This window comes from Faecalibacterium sp. DFI.5.82 (genome assembly GCF_029076575.1).
In the GTDB taxonomy this organism is placed as follows: domain Bacteria; phylum Bacillota; class Clostridia; order Oscillospirales; family Ruminococcaceae; genus Faecalibacterium; species Faecalibacterium duncaniae.
Map to the genome: position 1 here is coordinate 1 of NZ_JARFIS010000327.1, position 322 is coordinate 322.

The window sequence follows — 322 nt, forward strand, 5'->3', positions numbered from 1 at the left end:
GGAAGTTCGTGTACGTTTCCTCCACCGGAGCTATTCCTGAGCTGCCTGCCGGGCAGCCCATCCGGGAGGTGAATCAGTTCGTCCCCTATGAAGAGGAAAATGTGGTAGTCTGGTAAAGCCGCAGCACGGCCATGGCCACCCAGAAGGTACTGGATGCCGCCCACGCGGGCCTGAACGCCTGCGTTGTCCACCCCAGCGGAATCATCGGCCCCAACGATCCGGCCATTGGCCAGACCTCCCGCACCCTGACCCAGATCCTGAACGGCGAAATGCCCATCGGCATGGCGGGCAGCTTCAATATGGTGGATGTCCGGGATCTGGC

1 pseudogene is annotated in these 322 nt (G+C 61.8%); it reads left to right on the forward strand.

The features are described 5' to 3' along the window. Window positions 1–131: 131 nt before the first annotated feature. Window positions 132–322 (forward strand): annotated as a pseudogene (locus P0G09_RS20925) (nucleoside-diphosphate sugar epimerase); the annotation flags it as partial.